Here is a 23,427-nt window from a genome sequence, read left to right as displayed (position 1 = left end):
TTGAGCGTATAGGCTAACTATTCTTAGTTGGTATTAAGCTCGCATTAAATTCCTATTTATTTATGATTATGTATAATTGCAAATGGATATCCTTCACACTCTATATGTAATTCTTGTTTAAGTTTCTTTGTTAATCTGACTCTTTCTAAACCATATGTATCAAGCATTTCTTGTAAAGAAACTTTTACCTGTCTCTCAAAACTTTGTTTAGAATATGCTTTATTCATTTCGGAATATAATTCTCGTAAGTGATAAACTATTTCTTTTTCCGTTGCATATTTTTTAGTATGTAATAAATCCATGGTGATTTTATGTATATGTTCTGTTCTTACACTGGCTTCATCCGTTATCTTTGTTTTTACTAAATAAGGATACACTTCATTGGCTATTTCTTCTCCAAAAGTCCTATATAGTAATTCTTTACTCCACGCCTTCATAGTTATATTATTTTCCACATATAGTAAAGCTCGTTCTAATGATTTAATCATATGTTCATCAGAATACGATGGTATAGAGTAGAAACTTACGATATTTTGTTGTTTATGTTTAGCAGCAATATGCTTAGCCTTTTTTAAATAACTTTCTGGTATTTGATTTTCATTTAATTTTTTTATTAATAAAAGAAAAGCTAATAATCCAACTCTATTAGGAATTTTAGAATTTCTACTTGTCATTTCTAGAGCTTTACAGATAGTTGGTATACTTGCAAAAAAGACTACGTTGTTTTCATCATCTGATAATTTTTCATCATAAACGTGATCTAAAGCCACATCATGAAGAACATTTAAAACATTTAAGTATTTTTTTACAACCTTATGTATTTCAGGATAAGATTCCTCAAACTCTCCACTTAGAATCATTTTCTTGTTAGATAGCAACATTTGTTTTTGTTCTCTCTGCCAGTCGGTATCTTTAATCTCTAATTTAAAAACTTTTTTTATAAAATTGATAGCTTGAGAACGCGAACAACGCTGCAACCTTTCTACACATCTAATTATATTCCCTCTAAATGAACATGTAGAGCTATGACATTTATAGAAATATTGATTTATCTTAGTGATAAATATACCTGCACTAGGTGAATTATCTTCATGAAATACACATTCAAATGTACCAGTATGAGGTACACCTAAAAAGTCATAAAGGTCAATCTCTTGAGTTATATAATCATAAAACTCCCCTTCATTCTCAAGCAATTTGTAAGCAGGTTTAAGCAACACTTGCAAAGCTTCGACATCAGCATTCTTAATAGCATGAACAAACACATTATCTCCCCTTTGGGGTTTTGGGGTGACTGTTATAGAAGTGTTATTAATACTTATTCTATCAGTCACCCTTTTCTCCAACTGTAATTTATTTATATTTAAGTGTGAGTGTAGATGATTCATAATTACATTAATATCATATCTGTTATTGTTCATTTGCTTAATAATACATTTAAACTTTTCATTTGTCTTATTCCAATAATAGTTAGGTAGTCTCATAATACGTTCAGTTGTTTTAACTGCAGGATCAGAATTAAAATAACTTATTAATAAATCCTGACATTCTATATAATTATTAATTGTAGTAGTTTCATTAACTAACCAATATACATGTAATCCATTTCTAGTTTCGATAATTACAGATGGTTTAAATTTGAATTCATCTAACGATTTCAATTTATTTATTTTATACTTTTTTACATGCTCAAGTGGGTAATATTCTTTATTTTCATTTTTACCACAATCAAAATCAATAAAGACCGCATTAATCTTATTAATTTCATGTTGCTTAGTTCCACCTGAGTTAACTGTAAAATATATATCGTAACCATTATCATTATAATAATTTAAATCATTTTCTATTTGATCATATGTATTATATAAGTTAATTGGTGCTTTTCCTTTAGTATTTAGTATTCTAAAGTTTATTTTGTTTTGTGTATGGAAAAGTTTTAAAAAGTCATTCGTTTGATTGTTCAATATGTATTGCTCCCTTTGATTAATAATAGTTGATTAATGAAAATTTGATTTGTTAAACTGTGCAATTGCTTCTTGAAGTTCTGTTGTAATTGGAAATAAAGTTACATTTCTATCATCCTTTGTTTTACCTGAGAAGATATATTTCAGTTTTTTCTTGAAGAATAAATAACAGAATTGATCGTAATTGTAACAGAAATATACATTATTTTTAGTCATTATATCCACCTCCTCTTTATTAATTTAATTGTATATAGAGTCGCTTAAAAAAGAATAGAACTCTACTCCTTTATAATACCATAAAAGCAATAGAATGTACAGTTGTAATTTAATTATATTTAAAGATTTTTACTAATGTTTATCGCTGTCGTTTAGTCCTAGCATATTCCTCTAAATCAGACTTTAGATATAAACGTATCTTTCTATTCGTACCATACTCTACAAATGGTTTAATAGCTCCACTTTGTACAGATTGATTGAATCCAGGTTTAGATTGTTTAGTTATTTTTATAGCTTCTTCCTGCATAACTAGATTATTGTGTATCCATTGTTTGATTTGATCAGTGTTCATTGATAGTTCTCCTTTGTTAGTTATATACAATTGATTATATGATATATGGATAGATATGCCAATGGTTATTTACTAAGGTACTCCCATCCATATTTAAATTCCCAAGATGGCTTAATATTACTGTTATTGAATGCATAGTCAATATATTTCCGCATTGACCAAGACTTTCTATATTTAAACGTTGCTGTAGCTTTCTGGTTATCGTTTGAATAGGTTATTGATACTTTGTTATTATCAATTAGAATATTGGCGTAATCAGCTAGCATTTGAGTTTCTGGGATTATATCTGTTATGGATTGCTTAGGTTTAGATGGTGTCCTGTTTGATTTCTTAGGTGATTCATTATTTGATTGAGTAATAACATATTTACCATTTAATTTATTTATAAGAATACTCCAGAAGTCTGAATCTCTACCATGTTCCTTCATTATGGATTGAATATATTGTTCTATTTCCCAGTATAAATCATAGTTGTTAGGCTGCACTGGAATAGTTACAGACTCATTACCTTTAGGATTGAAGTATGTCATTGTGTTGTTAGTGTTTCTGTTATCGTTGATCCATACTGATTGACCGAAACCATGTAAACTTTTTGAAGCTGTGAATGTAATTGTTTCTTCTTCTGTTGCTGTGCTACCTTGTTGGTTATCTTCAGTTTCTTCAATAACCTCTTGAGTTTGTTCTGCTTCTGTATCTACATATGTACCAATGATTAACTTATCATTTTTACCAAATGAGATAATAACTTCACCGTTAACTAATTTCATTTGCTTTGCCATTGTAGATAATCTAATTCCATTCTTGATAGTTGTGAAGTAAACTCTTCCATTGCTAGTACGGTCAACTCTTAATGAAGTGTATTCTCTATCGTTATGTACTCCTGAGTGATTGAATTCGTTAGCGTTTAATGTAACTTGGATCATGTTAATCGTCTCCTTTAATTTTATATTTAATTCCTTATCTTTAATTAAATTATAACATATTATTAGTTATATGTATATATGTAATTTAATTATATTTAAAGTTTTTTATATTAGGTAATATGATTGTAGGTTGCTGGTGTAAGTGTAGAATTACATATAGATTGGGTACAATTTAATTGCGGAATATGTAACAATGACAAATGATATATGATAGTAAACTATATTGTGTACAATTTAATTTTATATAACACATTAATCTGCGCATAACGGTTATCGTGCGACAGTGTAAAAATACACTAAACTACTCAATTTTTATCATTTTCAAATTTAAAATTTTACAAAGTTTACCAATCAATTATCTTTTCATGCGTGCGTATTAGCTGCTGGATCAATTAAATTTGACTTACATTTATTTCCTTTATCCCTATGGAATGGTTATTCTATTGGGTTTTTTGAGTAAAAATAGGCTATTTTCTACTAATAAATGGTAATATGGAGGGGGCATAGTTTACATTTTTAACCCATTTATTACCTGGTAAAATCCTCCTAACACTTCTATCCACACACCATACTTATTTTTCCATTTCATCTCAATTTCTATCATTTTCACCCTATTTCTATCGGAAAGTCTATCGGAACATGTCGATAGAACCCTTGATATCATTGACTTTCTCTCACCTCTCATTTTCTCAATTTCACCATATTTTCACCAAAAAGTGACTCAAAGCCTTGTGGCTCTAAGGCTGAACGATACTCCACCTCGATAATCACTAATTTACGTATCGAAAATACCCTGCAAACCCTTATATATCAACGTTTCATCTCACTTTTAACCCTCATATTCACCTTATCGACGATACACCTCTATCGGGGGCTTATTTTACACTATTTCAATCCATCAATTTCCCACATACAATATACCTTTAAAAATAGCTATATTTCTCCTTCGCATTCTATTTAAATCACAAAATAACCTATATACTTTAATTTACTCTAATTTACTTCATATTACTATCTTATCTATTTTCACTAATCTCCATAAAAAATAGGCAGCTCATTATCTGAACCGCCTGAAGTAATTTTTTATGTAATTTTTAATCCTAATGACATATTTCTCATCGATATTTGTAATTTAATTATACTTTACTTTCAACTAGTTTATCTCCAAAATACTCATCAATGAATACAGATCCTTCTCCAATTTGACTCACATAAAGATTCTTCTTACTACGAGTAACAGCAACATACCAGAGCCTACTCTCCTCATCTAACTTCGCCTTTTCATGTGGAAACTTCTTCTCTTCTACCCCAACTAGAAAGCAAGAATTCCACTCAAGACCTTTTGAAGAATGTACGCTCATTAATTTAACACTATTCTTCTTAGCTTTCTTACTCATGTTTGTACCATAAACGTAATTGATAAATTCCTCTAAGTTGTCTGTCTTAACAAATCCCTTTAATATATTCATGTTTTTCAATCGTTCCTGGATTTCTTCTTCATTAGTATATGTTTCATATATGTAGTTCTTTAATTTAAACAATTTAATTATATTATCAATCAAACTTCTAATTCCTATGTTACGTTCCTTCTGCATTCTCAACCTGTTTATGTTTTGTTCAAATTGATTCTTCTTTTCGTAGTGCCACTTAGCGTCAAACTTATAATCCAAGAAATTTTCATATAAAGATAAAGTATTCTTAGCGGATTGATCTTGCACATCTTTCAATATTGTATTCTTAAAGAACTTTAATGAATCGTTTCTTAAATTCCAAACATTTATAAAAGCTGCATCATCTTGCAAATTATGTACCAATCTTAAATAACTCATAATAGCCAGTATCTCTTTTCTTTGGAAAAATGAATCTGTAGATGTAATATCGTAGTCAATCTCCCTTGCTCTAAGTTCATTTTCAATATGAGCAGCATGTGCATTCATACGATATAATACAGATATTTCTTTTAACTCTTCCCCTTCTTCTATTAATCTCTCAATATGGTCAACTACTTTAATGGCTTCATCTTCTCTTGTTTGATATGTATGTAATGTAATTTCTCCATCTTCTTCTGAGTTTGCAATAGAATCCTGGTAATGATCAAAGTTTTCAAAATAAGGTCGTATGAATTCATTTGCAGAGTTTACAATATTTCTAGCAGAACGGTAATTAATATCCAAGTGAAGAATCTTAGCGTTCCAATCCTTTTGAAATTGCATCGCATATTCTAGATTTCCCGATCTAAAGCTATAGATTGACTGGCGAAGATCATACACGGCAAATATGTTCCCTTTCTTTGCTAACAATTTTAGTAACTCATTTTGTACAAGGTTTGAATCCTGATGCTCGTCAATAAGAACATATGTATAATCCGTTAAATCTGGATTCTCCTTTAACACTTTATAGCATTCTAATAAGAAATCATCGAAATCACATAGTCGTTTCTTTTTCTTAAGTTCTTCATATGTATGGTAAAACATTCTTAAAACTTCTTCTGTATAGTTTGTCTCTTTATAAACAAATTCATCATACGGCATTCTCATATAGTTCTTTTGATAAGATATCCATGATAATACTTCTGAAGTATTCACCTTTGGATCTATTCGCTTAAACTCGTTTTCAATTTGCCAATCCTTAATTAAATTTCTACTATTGATGTAACTCCCTGTTTTAGCTAAAATTCTTCCACATATAGCGTGAAATGTTCCTACGTGGATATCATTGAATCCCATTTTTGATAATTTGTTTTTTAATTCAGTGGCGGTTTTGTTGGTGAAGCTAATAGCTAGTATCTTTTCTTCCGGTACATCGTGGTTAACAATTAAATTCCTAACCCTTTCTAATATAATACGTGTTTTCCCACTTCCAGCCCCCGCAATTACACCAAAAGCCCCTTCTGTAACTTCAACTGCAGCTTTCTGTTGTTCATTTAGTTCAATCAAATAATCCTCTCCTCTATTTGTTTTATATTTTAAATTGTAATTTATTTATATTTAAAACACAATACTTAATTATAATTTAAATTAAAATATCGCACTAGACTTTTAATATCCTCCCTTATTATATTCAATTAATTTAAGGGGTATATAAGCACATACGTATTTATACCTTATAGAAAGCTTGTTAGATGGTTTAGGATTGATTATATACATAAAGAAAACAGCAGATAAGACTATACCTGCTGTTTTGGATTAAGATACGGTTTTAAATCAACTTCATCGGAAATTCGCTTATATATAGCATAATTCCCATTGACTGTTGGTTTAAAAATACCGACAAATTGATACTTATTTGTTTTGAAAACTGGATCTTTTATCTTCATGAATGTGATTCTATTTCTTATATAAAACTTCATGTTCAATTCATTGTTTTCATCAACGTGTTTTTCAGTAATTTCAGTCCAATCTGAGTTTATAAGATTCATCCATCCGTTTCTATCGGAAAATTTACCATCCCCCAAATCGTATGATAAATGCGGAAACCATAACGAATACTCATTGTTTAAATTTAATGATCCTTGTCGGAAGCCATTGTATTCTCTTCCAAAACAACTTATTATATCCACTGTTCTATCGAACGTAAAATTATCCTTAATACTTATAACTCCGTTACTTTTAGCTGTATTAGTATAGTCTTCAATTTCTTCCCAAGTTGTAATGTTATTTCTTGAGGCTAAATCATTTATTAATCTAACAAGTTCATCTACTCTGTTATGAATACCATCGACTTCCTGACTCGCATCTATTCTTTCAATAATGATCTCTTTCTCTTTTACAGCTTGAAATAGCTTACCAATTTCATAAGTCCTTACTTCATCATTAAGAACATTTCCTAAGTGATATGCCTCATCCACTTCTATCCCTAAGTTTATTTGAGGAAAGAATAAATCAATCAGTGCGTACTTACCATCTGCTCTTTTAACATACTGTTGAGTTACTGGTTTTATATCAAGTCTATCTAACTTAGTCCAAATTCGATTAAGAATATAGTTCTCATAATCTTTTCGCTTGGTTCGAGAAAAAGTGCGTATTAAATAGTCTCTTTTATTTTTGTTCATTTGCTTTCCCCTTTTAATATATTATATGAAAATTATACCTTATTTTTGCGACAAAAAACGTTAAGCACTTTCACTGTACATCGCTAATTCAATTTCCATAATACGTTTTCTAACTTTCTCAACAGGAGTACCATATATTTTTGTATGTTCTTCAGTTAAATGACAATTTGAGTATCTTATTCCCCTTTTTATTGGTGGAGGTAGCATTTTCACAAAAAATGGATCTAATTGCATTCCGTTAATAAAAGGCATAAATATACATTCATATCGATTGGTTTTCATAGCTGTTTCTACTTCTATAGGTAGGAGCTGCTCTTTTAAGTCGTTATATATTTTCCAATTAGTGTTTTTAAATATGAAATTATTACAGCTGCTAGATCTCATAATATTCCAAAGCTTATCAGGTAGCTGGTTAGGATTATGAAAAAGCCAATTGATGCATAGTCTATATTTTGGACATTCCGCCATCATAGACTCAGCTAACTCTTGGAACCCGTCTGACATAAACTGATGTGGTTCATTAAATACGATTAATGTTGGATCATCAGTTTGAATGATTTTCTTTATCCAAAACACTTTCATCGTTAGTAAGTACATTAGTATTTGAACACCTATGTCTCCTATATTTACTTTTTTCATTCTTAGAAGAACTATCTTTCTTTCTCTAATCCATTTTTCAATATCCATATTCTTGTTTGGTTCTTGTGCAATCATATGTTTAAAATGAGGATTACCAAGAACCATTTTAAGTCTGGTTTTGACGGTAGAAATCGCCTTATCATTTTTAGCATTTAAGAAATCATGGTAATATTCTAAAGCTAATAATTCGTCTTCCTCCTTTACGATTTCATACATGCTGTTAGCAAATTGTTTAGACTTTAGACAACAATACATATCGTATAGATTACATTTACATACCTTGGCTATTAAAGAACAAATTTCTTGAGATGTTGTAGTATCTTCTAATCCTAATACTTTAGTGAAATTGTCTGCTATCACATTCATCCCATTAATTCCAATTAAATTTGCTACATCCTCTAATCCAAAATACACAGGGTTATTATAGTCACCTAGATTAATGTCGATTATCCTGTCACTAGGTAAGGATTCTAATAAAGAATCACACATTCCACGACCATTTCCTTTTTCATCAATTACATCTGGTATAATAGCTCCAGCATTTATTGTGTTAGCAAATTCAACTATCATATTAATAGCAGCAGTATCTTTTCCCATACGGGGAGAGCCGGTTAGAATATTTGTATTACACAATGCATCTAAGTTATCACTTGGTAACCTTATCTCAACTTGTTTGCCTTTGTCTTCCGTATGACCAATTAAAATACCGTCCTTTTTAGTTAACATTTTATTCACAGACAATTCTTGTCTTTCATCAATACCTAACTGAAAATCTTTTTGTATATTTCTTTCAGGTAATTTAATAAAGTGTTTAATTTCTTTTCTGGTTAACAAGAAGCGCTTATTAAAGTTAAAGAAATAAGTCTTGATTTTTCTTCTTTCAACATATTTTTTATACCATTTATATAGTTTTTTGTTTTTAATTTGTATTTCAACTAGTTCATTATCTCCATTAAGTTGTTTTAAAGCTAATATAATCCCTCTCGAAATCATTTCTGACCTTCTAATACTCTCGCCATTTACTATTACTCTCAAACAACAATCAAACGCTGGATTTCCTAATTTAGAATTGCTTGATTCAGAAACACTTTTACGTTTAGGAAGAGAAGAATTTCTTTTCTTAACTTCTCTCCACCAATCAAACTCTGCAGGCTGAATGCCAAATTGTATAAAAACATCTTCACCACTTCGAATGGATTGTGATTGTTCCATTAGTTCTCTTATAGGCTTTTCCTTTAAACGCTGATCAACTGATAGTGATAACCCAGGGGTATATTTAAGTTTTAAATCGAAACATACAGTATGGTTAGTTACGTTAGGTATTGGGTTACTAACATTTACCTTGGCTGCTTTATGCCATGTAAAATTCATTGTCTGAAGTGTTTCTTCTTCAATATTTTTTGGGAAAGTAACATAGTTGGAATATTCTTTATTAGTTATTTTTGTTTCAAAGAATAACTTATTTTGAACAGGAAGTGTAATTCCATCACTATCCATCTTGAATTGGTTGGTCATATGCGCTAATTCTTGAAAAGAGTCGGAAAGATAATCTAATAGAAGATGCACTTTATCATTTTTTGTGGATGGAGTTGGTTTTATTTGATAAGTTACTAATTCTGGTTGTTTAATTTGGAAGTTGAATTTTATTTCAGGTATTTTGAATTCTTTTTGCTGCACTTCTTCAGGTGTTTCTATCACTTGTTCAACATTAGGAATAACTGTAAATTCCACCTTAATAGGAAATGTATTCTTAATTACTTTCTTTTTTATTAACGGATCATTTAGATGCCCCAACATAATAATTTTCATAAGCCAATCACAGCCTTAATAACAGAGATCGCTTTAAGTAAAAAGTAATTATCATTTGCTTCCACAGTGTAATAAATCCCATATGGAAATCCGATTAAATAACCGAATATAAATCCAATAATAGTAAAGACTATTTTCTTTAGCATTATCCTCCCACCTTTACACTATCTTTGAAATTCATATTCTGGAAAGCTTCTGTTAAAACATCATTCAGCATATTACCTATTATTGCAAATAACATAACTGCTGAAGGAATTAAGAAACATCCTGCAATAACAATGACTGAAGTCAATATGACTTGTTTACCTGCGTTACGTTTAAACAAAAAAGTAATTACTCCGATAAAGAGTGCCAACGTCCCACAAACCATGCTAATATCCTTGAAAACATCCCATAAGGGTTGCATACTATTCCAAATGTTCATTCCACCTGTAGTAGAAGCAAATACTCTACTTTGAGACATCATCACTCCCGAAATTCCCCATAACCACGTTGCTAACTTTTTCATCTTCTTTGCTTCTCTTTTAGTCTTTGGTAAGTATTCGGATATATCTATAATTTCACGATGTATCTGTTCGTTGATTTCTTCACCATTAATCCTTATGATCATTTTTCTTTTCCTCCATTCTTTTTACATGTTTAAAACCGAAAGCCCAGTAAACAATAGTTGTAAAAAGCATACCGAAAAAAGGAATCATCATTTCACCCACTTCAAAGAATAATTTAATTATATTTAGGAGATATTAAAAACAAGACAAGATGGAAAGGTGGAATCTAAGATGATAACTGCGACTTTAATTGGGGTTGGTTTAACGTTGATTACAATTGGATTATTACCGTTCTAAACAAGCTATCTAAAATTTTCCCTACGTCAAAAGGTTTTATCCTTCGGGAAAATTATATGATTTGCATGTTGGAAAATATGACTGTTTTTATAAATTGAGTAATAATTACCCCTCCCTCTTATTTAGGAGGGGATAGTTTTAATTTTTCTAAAACAGTCTCAGGTGTCATTCCTTCTTTTATTAGTAAATCAATAGTAGAATACCACTCGATAATTATTCTTTTACATTCCGTGCAGATACTTGGAAATTTGTTTACACCTTTATATTCTCGATTACACGATTTACATTTATGCTGATAAATTTTCATATTATCACTCCTGCTGTGGCGGATATTTTCAAATATTGCTAGAAATAAATAGATATCAACGAAGATACTTATTAAAAACATCAGTAGGATTACTTTTTGCCTTGACGCTACTACTTCTTACTGGAATTACACTTTTCTTTCTAGCTTTTGGTTTATACTCAACAACTTTGATTTCATTAAGAGTATTCTCTTCTTCATCTGCTAATGTATCTAATTCTTGCATTCTTGAATTAATCCAAGGTAGACCGCTAAGGATTGAAATTACTTCTCCTCTTTTCTCTTTATAGTTTCCTTCAAAAAGATCATACGGACGCTTATTTTTAAAAACATTAAATATTTCATCATAATCCATAAGTTCCATTAAGTAGTCATCTCCATTGAAAATAACTCCCGCTCTAATTACTTGATCGTATTCAATAGGAGCGAATATACTGTTAATCCATGATTCTTGTATTTTCTTAGCAAAATGATCAGTTGTTAATGCTGTCCCTGAAACATCCATCACTTTTGCTACACCTATGACTAACACTCCTTTCACCGAGAATATTTGTCGCAAATCTTTTCTATCAATCACTCCATTTTCACTGCTTTTATTTGTGTATTCTAGCAGCTTATTAATCATTGAAATGAATTCCTCGTTAGTTTTCTTATAAATGATATTTTTAGAGATAAAAGTGTTACTATTGGTTAGGACTGTATTGTTGTCAATTGGAATAACGCAAAAGTCTAAATCGGATAATTCACTAAGAGCCTCTAACGAATTTAGTTTGTTATTGAGTGTTTCATTGTTGGCAGGTAAAATCGGACAAGCTACAAATGTCTTATCAGGCATCTCATTAGATAGTATTTCTAATAATAATGAGCTCATTCCTGAACCACTTCCCCCACCTGTACCGAATGGGACTAAAATAACTTCAATTGATGGTTTGGATAAATGCTTTTTAACGAAGTTTACAGTTGATTCCCAGTTATCTCTCATTAGTTGTTTAGCTAATTCTCTATCTTTACCTACTCCTTCGCTACCTAATAAAGAGTGAATCATATCTTCAGGTATATTAGTAATTGATTTTAAATCAGTTTCTGAGTAATTTATGGCTACACTAGTGTAAAAATGTTTAGCTGCCAAATCCGCAATATTGCCTCCTGCTTGCCCAAGACCTATGAATCCAAAATACATATATTATTCCCCCTCATTTTCTAATTTGATTTGTAAAGCTTCAATTCCTCTTGGTGTAACGAACATCTTATATTCCTTTTCTTCTCTTACTATTTCAATAAATTTCATTGGTTCTAAACGATAAAGACATTTTCTTAGTGTCGCTTCTGTGATCCTTGCATCACTGTTTAACATGTCTTCTGCAACTCTTCTTCTTTTGATTGATTTAAATTTCTCAGTTGCATTGTTCTCTGTTAAATAACTGAGCAAAAAAAAATCCTTAACTGTTAGACTGTCTACTATTTCGTAAAAATAAGTATCGGTAATTATGATGACTACCTCCTTCATCTTTAAATATTTTTGACTATCGCTAGAAATAGTTGAATATTTTCTATGATATTCGTCTATCTGATTTAGAGTATAAACTTAAAAACAAGCAGTACGCAAGAGAAAAGTTAAAGAAATACATTAATTTTTTAATGAATTATAATAACTTATTAAAATATTACTTGTACTTCATTGGAATAGTTTGCTATACTTACATCATACAAGTTATTATTAAAAGGAGGGATAGGTAGAATTGTTAGGTGATTTTGTAGTGATCAAATCAAAATTAAGAGTTAAAATAGCAGAAACAGGAATAAAACAAAACAAATTAAGTGAGGAATTAAACGTTACTCCACAAACATTTAGTTCTTGGGTAAACGGGAAAGCAGTTCCTTCATTAGAAGTTGCATTTAAATTAGCAAAAAAATTAGATTGTACTATAGAAGAAATATTCGAATACATAGAAGACTAAACGAACCATCCCTCACCCGTCTTTAAATATAAATAAATTGACAATAATTCTATTTATAATGTAAAATAAAGACACGGAATATTTAAATTTTAACTTTAAATATAATTAAATTATATATTTAGGAGGTGGAATGAATGGTCAGCAAGATGAAACGACATACTTTAAGTGAGGTGATAAGTTATGTTGAAGAATTACTTTCTAATGGGTCTGCTTCATACGAAATGGAACTTCTTTATCAAGAATTTAAATGGCAAGGTGAATACATAGATTCTAAGAAACATAGAAAATTAATAAACGAAATTATTAGAGAAATGAATGTATACAATGGTTTCTAAATATAAATAAATTATTAAAGGAGAGGTAATTTATTGATTAAATTAGATAGGCAGGTTTATATTTATAGTGTTGATACGTCTGCTTTCTATAATGATTCAGAAAATCAAATTCATGCAAAATTATTAAACCTCTATGGATTAAGAAATGATTATAAAAAGCAACAAGATATTCAATCAATAAAAGAAATATCGGAAGAAATAAAACTATTAAAAGAAAGTTTACTTTCTGAAATAAATAAAAACTGTACTATACGTAAATTAAGGAATGAAGTTTTAAAAGATAATAAAGTTATATCTATCTTTGATTCAGTATTAACAAGAACTTTAAGTATGAAACAAAATACTTTATCTGAAGATATTATGGTTGTTCAGACATACTATTTTCAGATTTTAGAAGATTTAATAAAGAATGGTTTTATACATAATGATCAAAAATACATATATTTAACCTCAAGTGCCGGACAGATTAGAACTAAAAAATCTGTATTTATTAGAGAGGAATTATGGGAAAAACATAAAGATTCCTTATTATGTGGATTATCAATAGAAAAAATCAATTCTTTTGGTGGAGTTAATATAAACAAATACCAAGCATATTTAGCGCTATCAAATTCTGCTACAGATGAGTGGGATAACTTTAATATCGATAGATCTATCGTAGTTAACGATCTTGAAACCGATGTACATAGTTTAGTAGATTACATTGATCGAAATACATATAGTATTGAAAGAAAAGTTATGGACATTCCAATAGAACATACTGATGGTTGTGGAATGATATTGCCTAGAAAGAGCAAAAAGTCTTTTATGGTTCGTTTACCATGGTGTAAAGGATTATTAGTCCCCTTCCCTTTTGATAAATTCGCAAAGATATTCGATGCATATAAAGTCACAGATATTTACGGTAAGGAATGGGATATAAAGAAAGATAGAATTGAAGTAATATTTACAAAGTCACAATTTAAGATGTGGAAGTATTACAATAGCTGGGAAGAATACAAAGAATCATTTAAAAAGTATAAGTGTCACGCAGCTAAATTAAATGAAGAAGATGTTGGTGTAGATGCTAATTTGAATTACCAAATGCTCCAAACATTAACAGATATTACAGTTGAAGAATTAACAGATATAGCTAGGTCAACATGTAAGGATATATTAACAATAGGTGAAGATAAAGAAACTATGCTAAGGGTTTTGGGAGCTACTAAAGATAATAAAAAGAAGAACCACTTCCAGAACGCACTACTAATTTATCCTGAACTCTTGAATGATGTTCATTCAAAAAAAGTTATTAAAGATAAAAAGAAAAGTCTAGTTAAGGATGCAAAGGCTGCTAAATTGAACACTAAAGGCAAATATACATTTCTGTGCCCTGACTTGTATGCTTTTTGTGAAAAACTGTTTCTTGACATAGCGTCACCAAACGGCTTGCTCTCCGAAAATGAAGTATATTGTTCTCTATATGAAGAAGGAAAATTAGATATCCTTCGCTCCCCTCACCTATATAGAGAACATGGAATTAAGATTAATTTGAAAGACGATGAAAAAAGTAAATGGTTTATAACTAAAGGAATCTATACAAGTGTAAAAGATCCAATAAGTAAAATGTTACAATTTGATAATGATGGAGACAAGGCATTAGTAATACAAGATGAGACCTTGGTAAAAGTAGCTGAAAGAAACATGCAAGGAATTGTGCCACTATATTATGAAATGGCAAAAGCAGAAGCCGAATTAATTACTAATGAAAACATACATAGAAGTTTGATAATGGCATATAAAGCTAATATCGGGGAAATAAGCAATAACATTACTAAGATATGGAATTCAAATAATATTAATCTTGACGTTATAAAATGGTTATGTATGGAAAATAATTTCACCATCGATTTTGCTAAAACGCTTTTTATGCCTGCTAGACCTGATAATGTAAAAGAACAAATATCATCATATATAAAGAATAAAGTCCCCTACTTCTTTGTTCATGCAAAAGATAAAGATATAAAGAATGTTGAGCCTATAAATGACAGTGTAGTAAATAAGCTTGAATACATAATACCAAAGAAAAGAATACTCTTTAAAAAGGTTGCAGGAAAATTCAATTATAAGTTGTTAATGAAGAATAAAAAAGTAGAAATGGATGAAGATATTATTGAAAAATATAATTCACTCAACAGTAATAAGAAATGGAGACATAAGATTGAAAGCGGAATAAACAGTAATGATAAACTATATATCTATAAAGTTATCAGAGACGAGATTTTAATGATAAATAATGATATAGATTATGTGACTGATGTATTAGTTAAATATCTTTATTCCGAAAAAAACAGTAAGAATAAGACTACACTTTGGGAATCTTTTGGAGATGTACTTTTTAAGAACTTAGAAATAAATTTAAAAAATACAACCCAATGTGAATCTTGTGGTAAGCGTATAATCATTAAATCAAATAGAACTAAGTATTGTGAAAAATGCTGGAAGGAAAAAGAAAGAGAGATATGGAGGGTCAATAAAAGGAAGGTAAGAAGTGTCCAAGTTTAGAAAAACGTTGTATCCCTTGTGGCTCTAAGGTTTGCAAGCATTAATAAATATAAATAAATTACATAAACTCGACTTATTATTGATATACCAAGTGTTTTGGCGATTTGGAGATAATCCTCTTTAAAGGAGGAAAAACGCTAAAGTACAAGCAAAAGGGCAATTTTTCTCTTTCCCATAAAACTATCATTTTATATTTTCAAATATAAATAAATTACATTAAGGAAAGGTAAATGACATCCCCTCACCTCCCTCCTATCCTGCCTTAGAAATTAAAATACTAAATAAGGGGTAATACATATGCCAATGCCAAAAGATACTATGCTTTATGGATTTGCTACAAAGTTAACAAGCGAACAAAAAGAATATGTTGATTCAATCTTTGATAAGCAATTAACTATTGTAAATGCTCGGAGTGGAACAGGTAAGACTACTTTGGCAGTTGGATGTGCAAAAATTATTGATAAGCCCTTACTGTACATCTTCTCTCCTGTTGAGGAAGATAAATTAGGGTATACTCCTGGTACAGTTGAAGAAAAAGAATCTAAGTATACTGTTCCACTTAAAGACGCATTACTAGAAATTAATGAAGATCCTTCTAGAGTAATTCACTCTGAGGAAAATTTAGATAATGTAAAGAACGGTAATTGTTGGGTAAAAGCTCAATCTCACGTTTTTGCTAGAGGAACAAACATTAAGGATATGACAGTTATAATAGATGAATGTCAAAATTTCACTAAGTCAGAATTGCGAAAAATCCTAACTAGAATTCATGATTCATGTAAAGTTATTATGATTGGTCACACTGGTCAAATTGATTTAAAAGATCCTAGAGATAGTGGTTTTGCTGCATACATAGAACATTTTAAGAAAAAAGAATACGCTCATGTTTGTGAACTTTCATGGAATTTCCGTGGAAGACTCGCTAATGATGCGGATGAACTAATATAAATATTCACTCGTGATTTACTTATAGTCTATCACCTACAAAGGTTTAATACTGTACCCGCAAACAGTGTAACTTCTCCCCTATTCAAATGACTAGGGGATACTTTGTTTTAAGGATATAAAAGGAGGAGAATTACAAATGGCAAAAAAGAAAAATCTAGACACTAAGACAAGTAATAGAGTTGGTATTCTAAATTTTGAAGATTTTACTGTAGTTAATATTGATGAAAAAGATGGTGGAGAATTCACCTATGATTTAAAGGAAATGCTGAAGCAATTTGATGGCAGAAAAGTTTCTATTACTGTTTCATATGAAGATGAAGCCCCTGTCGTTGAGGAGGTCTAATAGATGATAAACTCCCCTATTTTAAAACGACAAAACAATGAAAATGAAGACGCATATTTAGTGCGTTTGTATTCTAATAAAGAATTTTATGGAATTGATAAGTATAAAATTGCCGAACTAATGAATGCTGCTACTGGTAAAAATTGCGATGAGAGTAAATGGCGTAAAGATTATGCTCAATATTTAAGATGGAATACATACAAGGAAACTAAAAATCTAGAAGAAGATACTTCTGCTGAGAAAGAAATTATTAATAACTATCGTTCTGAGGTTGAAATTTTAAAAGATGGATCTCAGAAAAGTGATAAATTAATTAAAATGTCTGTAGAGGATAGTAAAAATTCTGACTTTCTTCTAAAATCACATGGTTATGATCCTAAAGTTTGGGAAGTTGTAAATGCTAAATCAAGCATATGGAATCAACATAATAAAGAAGACGGAACTTTAACCCTATTTAGCAGCAAGATAACAGTGAAACCTAAGAAAAATGAATTTGATGTTGAGGACGTTAAAGAAATTGTAAATGATTTAATGAAGAATTACTCCCCACCTTCTCTTCAATCTATAAAATACAAAGAGAATGGTAAGTTGCTAGAAGTGAATATTTCTGATTTGCACCTAAATAAGTTAGGTCATATAGATGACGAATACGATCACAATTTAGCTGAAAAAGCATTCTTCTACATACTAGACGATGTAATTAATAAAACACAACATATGAAGTTTGAAAAAATATATTTTATTTGGTCACATGATTTCTTTAATATCGATGGATTAACTAAAACTACAACTGGTGGAACGCCACAAGACGTTAGTACAAGATTTTCCAATATGTATAAGCAAGGAAAAAGAATGCTTATACAAGCGATTGATTTGTTAAGACAAATTGCTCCGGTAGAAACCATTCAAGTTGGGGCTAACCATGATAGATTAACGAGTTATACTATGTCAGAAGTATTAGATGCTTGGTTTAGAAATGAAGACAATGTATTAATCGACAATGACCCACTTTCTAGGAAATACAGACGTTTCGGCAAATGTTTAATTGGGTTTAGTCATGGTCATGCAGAAAAGAAACGATTAGGTAAAATTATGCCTATTGAAGCTAGAAAAGATTGGGGAGAAACTTTATTCGCTGAGATTCATGCAGGACATTTCCATAGTGAGCAAGCAGTAAAAGAAGAAAATGGAGTAATCGTTAGATATTTATCATCCCCAAGCGGTTCCGATAATTGGCATTATGAAAGTGGTTATGTGGGTGCGATAAAGAAAGCTCAATCATTCGTTTGGGACAAAAATAAAGGTATGGAATTAATGATTAATACGTCAGTTACTGGTGAAGAGTTATTAGTTAAATAAAAACAAATTACATAAGGTATGATGTTTACACATCCGCTTCCTCCCTATTTTAAGGAGGTATTTTTTATGAATGATTATCCTAACGTGATGATTATCCCACCAAATGATATTACACCTGAGCAACTTATTAATCGGTATGTAGACATGATCCATTACAGTATCGAGCGTAATGAACCCATCGAAGAAATTCTATTTGATTTATTTGATGATGCTAATCGATGGACATCAAAACAATTTCTTATTGATTTAGCAGCTCAATCCTTACAAGAGCTTGAGAACATAAAAGAACATGAAGATGATTTTGACGAGGAAGACATAGATGAGTAGCTTAAAATCAAGGTTTTATTTTGACTTATACATACTTTATTCCCAAGGTCGAGGAGATTAATTTCTTCTCGGCTTTTTAATTTAATCCATTCCCAGAGAACATTTGGTGGGTAGTTTTTTCGGTGTACGTACACCTCCCTCTCCTTTTACTGCTCATTAAGCGCTCTCTTGAAATGGATTAACTGGATTACTTTAGAAAGGAGATACAAGAATGGCTACTAAGAAAATTACTTGCACATGTTGTGGGAAATCCAAAGCACAAGAAGATTTTTATACATCTCGTTCATATATAAACAAACATACTGGTAGATCTTCTCTATGCAAAGAGTGTATTTGGGATTATGTTACAACAGAAGATAATGGATATGACTATAACAAAATGTTAGATATGTTACAGATGATCGATAGACCGTTCATCCAAGATTTGTTAACTTCTTCTATTGATGAAGCTGCAAAAGGAAATAAAAATGTATTTAAAATATATATGAAAAACTTGGGCATGGTTCAAAATATTGATAAACGTTGGCAAGATTCTGAGTTTGATGGTTTTAATAAACCGGATACAAGTGAGAACACGAGTAAATCTAATATGCTTCTCGAAATTGAAGATGAGGAAATTCAGAATCTAAGTAAAGAAGACATGAAATATCTAGTTTCTTTCTGGGGAAAAGGATTTGATCTCGAAGCTTATATTTGGCTACAAACTGAATATGAAGATTGGGTAAATAGATATGAATGTGATTCTAAAGGTATGGAAAACCTCATTAAAGAAATATGTAAGCAACAATTAGACATTAATAATCGGAGAGCTCTTGGTGAAAAAGTTGACCAGCAATTAAAAACATTACAGGATTTACTTGGCTCAAGTAATCTAAAACCTGTGCAAGAAACAGGCGCTAATGCTGTCGAACAAGAAACATTCGGAACTCTCATTAAGAAATATGAAAACGAAAAGCCTATTCCTGAACCTGATGAAAAATGGAAAGACGTAGATAAAGTAAGTAAATATATTAGAGTGTTCTTCTTAGGTCATTTATCTAGAATGTTAGGAATTAAGAATGAATATGAAGAAGAATACTGGGATGAAATTGATAAACTTACTGTTGAAGAGCCTGTTATTGATGACGAGGAAATAGACAATGGCTAGTCATGAAAATTATAAAGTAACTAGAAATAAGGCTACTCGTGGAATTAATATATTTAATAAAGACAGAAACTTCAACAAAAAGAAATCTAAGTCAGAAAGATTAATGGATGGAATAGGTATTTGGGCTTCTTTCTATAGAAGTAATCCCCATAGATTTGTCAAAGAATATTTAGGTATCACATTAAAAATGTTTCAATGTATCCTGATTTACATGATGATGCATAATCACTACTTTATGTATCTAGCAAGTCGGGGGCAAGGAAAAACATTTTTAACTAGTATATTTTGTTGCGTGAGGGCAATTCTATTCCCCCAAACTAAGATAATTATTGCCTCCGGTACAAAAGGTCAGGCTAGAGAAGTTATAGAAAAAATAGATGATTTGAGGAAAACCTCTCCTAACTTAGCTAGGGAAATCAGTGATTTAAGAACTTCTACTAATGATGCTCGTGTTGAGTTTCATAATGGAAGTTGGATTAAGATTGTTGCCTCAAATGATGGAGCTAGAAGTAAAAGAGCGAATCTACTTATAGTTGATGAGTTCAGAATGGTTGATTTAACTATTATAAGCAAGGTTCTTAGAAAGTTTTTAACAGCTCCTAGATCCCCTAAATATTTAGAAAAAGATGAATACGCTCACTTAAAAGAAAGAAACAAAGAAATTTATTTAAGTTCCTGCTGGTACAAAGTTCATTGGTCGTACAATAGATTTTTAACTTATTACAAAGCTATGACGAATGGCGCTAAATATTTCGTATGCGGTCTTCCCTATCAACTTGCTATCAAAGAAGGATTACTGGACGAAGAACAAGTTAAAGATGAAATGTCTGAAGATGACTTTGATTCAGTTGGTTGGAGTATGGAGATGGAAGCTTTATGGTTCGGTGAATCAGAGAAAGCCTTCTTTAAATTTGAAGACTTAGAGAAAAATAGAATACTAGCCTCCCCTCTTTACCCTAGAGATATGTATGATCTTATTAGAGATACTTCTTTTAAATATGAGAATAAGAAACCAAATGAAATTCGATTAGTCACATGTGATATCGCAGGTATGGCTGGTAAAGAAAATGACTCATCTGTATACACTATCTTTAGATTAATTCCGATAAAAACTGGCTATGAACGTCAAGTGGTTTATATGGAAAGTCTAAATGGTGAAAACACTGTACATCAGGCTATGCGAATTAGACAGCTATATGAAGATTATGATTGTGATTATATTGTGCTAGATACACAGAATATTGGATTAAGTGTCTTTGACCAGTTGATACTTCCTCTATATGATAAAGATAGAAATAAAGAATATGAACCATTAAATTGTATTAACAACGACGATATGGCTGACAGATGTACATACTCACATGCTGAAAAGGTTATTTATAGTATCAAAGGTAATGCTTCATTAAACTCCGAGATTGCATTCGTTATGCGTGATAGTTTGAAGCGTGGAAAAATTAGAATGCCTGTAAATGAAATGGAAGGAAAAGAATCCTTGAAAAAATTAAAAGGTTTTGAAGCACTTCCTGAAGAAGTCAAAGCAAAATTTGTATCTTCTTATTCCCAAATCACTCTCTTAATTAATGAAATGATCAACTTGGAAGCAGAATTCAATGATAGTAACGGTCAAGTTAAATTAAAAGAGCCCAATTCTAAGCGTAAGGATAGATACTCCTCTGTTTCATACGGTAACTATGTTGCTACTCTACTTGAGAGAAAATTGAATAAGCACGAAGAAATAGACATTGATGATGACCTAGTTTACTTCTAAATAAAAATAAATTAAAGATTGGGGGGGTGGTTAAGTGACTGAAACAGTAAAAATAGATATGGAATCAGAAGAGTATCAACGCATGGTAAACGATTATCAAGATTATGTTGCTACTTATGTTAATGGGTTTGTTAGCAATTTATTTTCAAACGATATCGTAAATGAAGTTGAAGCTGAAACTATTAAAAAATACTTTTCTAGTCCAGATAAGTTTCAAAAGGAAATTGAAGATTTAGCTCAATACTTCTACATATCTACTGCAGAAGTACATCAAATGTATGAGTTAATTGAATCACTTCCAACATTAAATTATAAAATTGATTCATTTGATAAGTCAAAAACAAATGATAGGCATATCTCAACATTGAATAAGATTCTACATAAAGTGAAACACAAAAGATTAACACGAGATTTAATGAAACAAACTACAGTTAGTGGATCTTTAGTTGGAATATGGTTAGGTGATAAAAATAAACCATATCCATACATATTTGATGATTTGAAATACATCTTCCCTTCTTCACGAAAAAACGGTGAGTGGGTTTGTGTAGTTGATATGAGTTGGTTTTCTACTATGACAGAATTCCATAGACAAACGCAATTATCAAATTTAAGTCCCTATATCACTAATAAACAGTATGAAGACTATCTAGATGACACCATGAATAAACGATACATCGAATTACCGCAGGATAGAACATTCGTACTTAGAACTGGAACTCTTAAAAGGAATCAAGGGTTAGGCACTTCATGGGTAACTCCTGGATTGTACGATGTACTTCACAAAAAGAAATTAAAAGATGTTGAAAGATCTATAGCCAATAAAATTATCAATGCAGTAGCTGTACTTACAGTTGGTCATATTGGAACTAATGAAAAATTACAAGACTACGCAAACTTAAAATTACCTAAAGCAGTTAAACAAAAAGTACATAGTGGCGTAAAAGCTGCACTAGAAAAAAATAATTCTAATGGAGTTACTGTTGTTACTATCCCTGATTTCGCTTCACTAGAATTTCCTGATGTAAAGACTGATGGACTAGATGGTGATAAGTTTGAGCATATCAACAATGACATACAATCTGGCTATGGAATTTCAGGTGCAATTTTAAATGGAAACAGTGGGAATTATTCTACTGCGAAATTAAATTTAGATACAATCTATAAGCGTCTAGGTGTATTGTTGGAAGACATCGAACAAGAAGTTTATCAAAAGTTATTTAACTTAGTCCTTCCTACCAATCAATCAGATAACTATTATATTGTTTACGATAAAGAAACTCCGTTGACACTAAAAGAAAAATTGGATGTGTTAATCAAACTTAATGACAAAGGTTGGTCTATTAAGCATGTTGTTGACAATTTGGCAGGAGTATCTTGGGAATCTTATCTAGAACAAACTTTATATGAAACTGAGGATCTAAAGTTACAAACTAAAATTAAACCTTATCAATCGACATATACAATGTCCGATAGTAACGGTGGTGCTCCTTCTGTTGATGATCCGACAAATGAAAACACCATTCAATCTAAAACTATAGATGGGAACAACTCCCCTATTTAGTTATTTTAACTCTCTTTAAGGAGGTGAGATA

At 30.7% G+C, this 23,427-nt stretch carries 22 protein-coding genes; 10 read left to right on the top strand and 12 right to left on the bottom strand.

Features of this window, described 5'->3' with window-relative positions; genetic code table 11:
* Window positions 1–56: 56 nt before the first annotated feature.
* The 12 genes from NSQ92_RS09360 to NSQ92_RS09305 all read right to left on the bottom strand — a co-directional run bounded on the left by NSQ92_RS09360 (window position 57) and on the right by NSQ92_RS09305 (window position 12,610).
* Window positions 57–1,964: a hypothetical protein gene (locus NSQ92_RS09360; protein ID WP_341152639.1), complete on the bottom strand. Its 1,908-nt coding sequence runs from the start codon at window positions 1,962–1,964 to the stop codon at window positions 57–59.
* Between the two features lie 33 nt (window positions 1,965–1,997).
* Entirely contained in the window at window positions 1,998–2,180 is a 183-nt protein-coding gene (locus tag NSQ92_RS09355; protein ID WP_341152638.1) for a hypothetical protein, read from the bottom strand.
* A 139-nt stretch (window positions 2,181–2,319) separates the two neighbouring features.
* On the bottom strand, window positions 2,320–2,532 hold the full coding sequence (locus NSQ92_RS09350; protein ID WP_341152637.1) for a hypothetical protein: 213 nt from the start codon (window positions 2,530–2,532) through the stop codon (window positions 2,320–2,322).
* Between the two features lie 65 nt (window positions 2,533–2,597).
* Window positions 2,598–3,455 carry a hypothetical protein gene (locus tag NSQ92_RS09345; RefSeq protein ID WP_341152636.1) on the bottom strand — a complete coding sequence of 286 codons (858 nt, stop codon included), beginning with the start codon at window positions 3,453–3,455 and terminating at the stop codon, window positions 2,598–2,600.
* Window positions 3,456–4,591: 1,136 nt separating this feature from the next.
* Window positions 4,592–6,391: an ATP-dependent helicase gene (locus NSQ92_RS09340; protein WP_341152635.1), complete on the bottom strand. Its 1,800-nt coding sequence runs from the start codon at window positions 6,389–6,391 to the stop codon at window positions 4,592–4,594.
* Window positions 6,392–6,621: 230 nt separating this feature from the next.
* Window positions 6,622–7,506, bottom strand: coding sequence for an AbaSI family restriction endonuclease (locus NSQ92_RS09335; protein WP_341152634.1), 885 nt, complete (start codon window positions 7,504–7,506; stop codon window positions 6,622–6,624).
* Window positions 7,507–7,566: 60 nt separating this feature from the next.
* A complete protein-coding gene (locus NSQ92_RS09330; RefSeq protein WP_341152633.1) occupies window positions 7,567–9,954 on the bottom strand; it encodes a hypothetical protein in 2,388 nt (795 codons plus the stop codon).
* Window positions 9,951–10,100: a hypothetical protein gene (locus NSQ92_RS09325; RefSeq protein ID WP_303984635.1), complete on the bottom strand. Its 150-nt coding sequence runs from the start codon at window positions 10,098–10,100 to the stop codon at window positions 9,951–9,953. The genes NSQ92_RS09330 and NSQ92_RS09325 overlap by 4 nt, the downstream gene beginning before the upstream one ends.
* Window positions 10,100–10,564 carry a hypothetical protein gene (locus NSQ92_RS09320; protein ID WP_341152632.1) on the bottom strand — a complete coding sequence of 155 codons (465 nt, stop codon included), beginning with the start codon at window positions 10,562–10,564 and terminating at the stop codon, window positions 10,100–10,102. The genes NSQ92_RS09325 and NSQ92_RS09320 overlap by 1 nt, the downstream gene beginning before the upstream one ends.
* Window positions 10,565–10,917: 353 nt before the next feature.
* Window positions 10,918–11,106, bottom strand: a complete 189-nt coding sequence (locus NSQ92_RS09315) for a hypothetical protein (protein ID WP_303984636.1) — start codon at window positions 11,104–11,106, stop codon at window positions 10,918–10,920.
* Window positions 11,107–11,161: 55 nt separating this feature from the next.
* Window positions 11,162–12,283, bottom strand: coding sequence for a cell division protein FtsZ (locus NSQ92_RS09310; protein WP_341152631.1), 1,122 nt, complete (start codon window positions 12,281–12,283; stop codon window positions 11,162–11,164).
* A 3-nt stretch (window positions 12,284–12,286) separates the two neighbouring features.
* Window positions 12,287–12,610 carry a hypothetical protein gene (locus tag NSQ92_RS09305; protein WP_341152630.1) on the bottom strand — a complete coding sequence of 108 codons (324 nt, stop codon included), beginning with the start codon at window positions 12,608–12,610 and terminating at the stop codon, window positions 12,287–12,289.
* A gap of 232 nt (window positions 12,611–12,842) precedes the next feature.
* Between NSQ92_RS09305 and NSQ92_RS09300 the strand changes: the two genes are divergently transcribed.
* The 10 genes from NSQ92_RS09300 (at window position 12,843) to NSQ92_RS09255 (ending at window position 23,396) form a co-directional block, all read left to right on the top strand.
* Window positions 12,843–13,061 carry a helix-turn-helix transcriptional regulator gene (locus tag NSQ92_RS09300; protein WP_341152629.1) on the top strand — a complete coding sequence of 73 codons (219 nt, stop codon included), beginning with the start codon at window positions 12,843–12,845 and terminating at the stop codon, window positions 13,059–13,061.
* Window positions 13,062–13,195: 134 nt separating this feature from the next.
* On the top strand, window positions 13,196–13,396 hold the full coding sequence (locus NSQ92_RS09295; RefSeq protein ID WP_341152628.1) for a hypothetical protein: 201 nt from the start codon (window positions 13,196–13,198) through the stop codon (window positions 13,394–13,396).
* A 33-nt stretch (window positions 13,397–13,429) separates the two neighbouring features.
* Entirely contained in the window at window positions 13,430–15,940 is a 2,511-nt protein-coding gene (locus tag NSQ92_RS09290; RefSeq protein WP_341152627.1) for a hypothetical protein, read from the top strand.
* Window positions 15,941–16,237: 297 nt separating this feature from the next.
* Window positions 16,238–16,888 carry a PhoH family protein gene (locus NSQ92_RS09285; RefSeq protein WP_341152626.1) on the top strand — a complete coding sequence of 217 codons (651 nt, stop codon included), beginning with the start codon at window positions 16,238–16,240 and terminating at the stop codon, window positions 16,886–16,888.
* 136 nt (window positions 16,889–17,024) lie between these two features.
* Complete coding sequence (locus NSQ92_RS09280; RefSeq protein ID WP_095328583.1) at window positions 17,025–17,231, top strand: YonK family protein; 207 nt, start codon at window positions 17,025–17,027, stop codon at window positions 17,229–17,231.
* 3 nt (window positions 17,232–17,234) lie between these two features.
* Window positions 17,235–18,590 carry a hypothetical protein gene (locus NSQ92_RS09275; RefSeq protein WP_341152625.1) on the top strand — a complete coding sequence of 452 codons (1,356 nt, stop codon included), beginning with the start codon at window positions 17,235–17,237 and terminating at the stop codon, window positions 18,588–18,590.
* Between the two features lie 66 nt (window positions 18,591–18,656).
* Window positions 18,657–18,917, top strand: a complete 261-nt coding sequence (locus NSQ92_RS09270) for a hypothetical protein (RefSeq protein WP_341152624.1) — start codon at window positions 18,657–18,659, stop codon at window positions 18,915–18,917.
* 211 nt (window positions 18,918–19,128) lie between these two features.
* Window positions 19,129–20,064, top strand: a complete 936-nt coding sequence (locus tag NSQ92_RS09265; RefSeq protein WP_341152623.1) for a hypothetical protein — start codon at window positions 19,129–19,131, stop codon at window positions 20,062–20,064.
* Window positions 20,057–21,832 carry a terminase large subunit domain-containing protein gene (locus tag NSQ92_RS09260; protein WP_341152622.1) on the top strand — a complete coding sequence of 592 codons (1,776 nt, stop codon included), beginning with the start codon at window positions 20,057–20,059 and terminating at the stop codon, window positions 21,830–21,832. The genes NSQ92_RS09265 and NSQ92_RS09260 overlap by 8 nt, the downstream gene beginning before the upstream one ends.
* A gap of 58 nt (window positions 21,833–21,890) precedes the next feature.
* On the top strand, window positions 21,891–23,396 hold the full coding sequence (locus tag NSQ92_RS09255; RefSeq protein WP_328020346.1) for a hypothetical protein: 1,506 nt from the start codon (window positions 21,891–21,893) through the stop codon (window positions 23,394–23,396).
* The last annotated feature ends 31 nt before the right edge of the window (window positions 23,397–23,427 follow it).

Origin of the sequence: Niallia sp. FSL M8-0099 (genome assembly GCF_038006945.1) — a bacterium.
GTDB classification, from domain to species: Bacteria; Bacillota; Bacilli; order Bacillales; family Cytobacillaceae; genus Niallia; species Niallia circulans.
This window is presented reverse-complemented; position numbering and strand designations above follow the sequence as displayed.